At 78.1% G+C, this 1,825-nt stretch carries 1 protein-coding gene and 1 pseudogene; one reads left to right on the forward strand and one right to left on the reverse strand.

What is annotated here, in order from left to right; translation table 11 throughout:
- Positions 1 to 1,508, reverse strand: a 1,508-nt coding sequence (locus I6A81_RS41035) for an MMPL family transporter (protein WP_203010517.1), incomplete at its 3' end; no start/stop codon positions are given.
- A gap of 242 nt (positions 1,509 to 1,750) precedes the next feature.
- Between I6A81_RS41035 and I6A81_RS46475 the strand changes: the two are divergent.
- Positions 1,751 to 1,825: pseudogene (locus I6A81_RS46475) on the forward strand (hypothetical protein); the annotation flags it as partial.

A 1,825-nucleotide genomic window follows, 5' to 3' on the forward strand; every position in this document is an offset into this window, starting at 1 on the left:
ACGACTTCGACCAGTACTCGACGACGGTCACCTACCGGGTCCGCTGACGCCCGCCGCCGGCGTGACCGCGGCGCCGGGGCGGCCCCCCCCCGCGGGGGGCGCGGCCCCCGGGGGGGGGCCGCCGGGGCCCCCGCGGGGCCCCCCCCCCCCGGGGGGGGGGGGGGCGGGCCCGCGACCCGCTCGGCCAACGCGGGGACGGCCGCGAGTCCCACACCGGGAGACCGCAGGTCGGCGACGAGCAGCAACGGGGCGTTGATCCCGGGACCGAAGCCCTCGGCCAGCAGGTCGTAGGCGCGGCGGTGGGTGGTGCTGGTCGCGTCGTCGCCGGCGTCCGGGAAGCCCGTCTCCATCCGCAGCGCCGGGGCGGCCAGCGCGACCAGCACGGCGGCCGCGGCGAGGAGGTAGGGCCAGGGCCGCGCGGACACGCGGTGGGAGAACCGCCACCACAGCCGGCCGCGGTCCGGACCGGCGGCGGGCCCGGCGCGGCGCCGGCGCCCTGCCAGCCTGCCGGTGTCGATCCGGTCGCCGAGCAGGGTCAGCAGCGCCGGCAGGAGCGTGAGCGCGGCCGCGACGGCGACGAGCACCACGAGCGCGGTACTCAGGCCCATCGAGATCAGGAATCCCAGCCCGGTCAGAGCGAGGGCCAACATCGCGACGATGACGGTGCCACCAGCGAACAGGACGGCGGTTCCCGACCTGCCGACGGCGTTCGACAAGGCGACGCCGTTCTCTTGGCCGTCAGCGCGGTTCTCCCGGTAGCGGGCCACGATGAACAGGGCGTAGTCGATCCCGACCCCCAGCCCGATCATGACGCCGATCGTCGGGGCCGCGCTGGAGACCTGCATCGCGTTCGCCAGCAGGGCGATGCCGCCCAGCCCGGTGGCGACCGCCACCAGCGCGAGCACGACCGGGACGAGCGCGGCCGTGACCGTGCCGAACGCGACGACCAGCACGACCAGCGCGGCCACGAGGCCGACCGCCTCCGCGCCCGACGTCGACCCCTCGGCGTTGATGAACGCGGCGTCGCCGCCGAGTTCCGCCGTGACGCCGGCGTCGCGGGCGGGACGCATCGCCTCGGCGAGCGCGTCCAGAACGGCCGGGCCGACGTGGGTCGCCGGCACGTCGAAGGTGATCGCGGCGAAGCCGATCCGCCCGTCCGGTGACAGCGCGCCGGCGGAGAACGGGTCGGCCACCGCGGCGACGTGCTCCACCGCGGCGATCCGCTCGACCGCCGCGGCGACGGCGGCCCGGTCGGGCTCGAGCCGGTGCCCCGGCCGGGCCGCGAACACCGCCATGGCGCTGCCGCCGGCCGCGTCCGGGAACCGCTCCTCGAGCACCTGCATCGCCTGCTCGCTCTGGCTGCCCGGCGCGACGAAGTCGTCGGTGAACGAGCCACCGGCCAGCGCGGCCAAGGCCAGCGTCAGGGCGGCCAGGAGCGCCCACGCCGCGACGGTGAGCCGGGGCCGGCGCGCGCTCGCGTCGCCGATCCGGCGGGTCAGATGATCCATGGTTTGCGCTCCTGGAGAGGCGTGCGGTCTGCTGGCGATGGCGGCGCGCGCGGGCCCGTCGTCCGCGCACGGTGACGCACCTCGGCCGCTGCCGAGGGCCACGGCTGGGGAGAGCCCGCGGCGCAGGTGAAACTGTGCTGCGCGGCGGCGCGGGAATCGCCCGTCGGCAGAGGGTCGGGGGGGGGGGGCCGCCGGCGCGGGGCGGCCGGGGGGGGGGGGGGGGGGGGGCGCCGGCCCCCCCGCGGCTGTCTCCCGCCGACGTCGACGCCGTCGAGGCCCATGGCACCGGCACCCGCCTCGGCGACCCGATCGAAGCC

It is taken from the genome of Frankia nepalensis, from assembly GCF_016786325.1.
In the GTDB taxonomy this organism is placed as follows: domain Bacteria; phylum Actinomycetota; class Actinomycetes; order Frankiales; family Frankiaceae; genus Pseudofrankia; species Pseudofrankia nepalensis.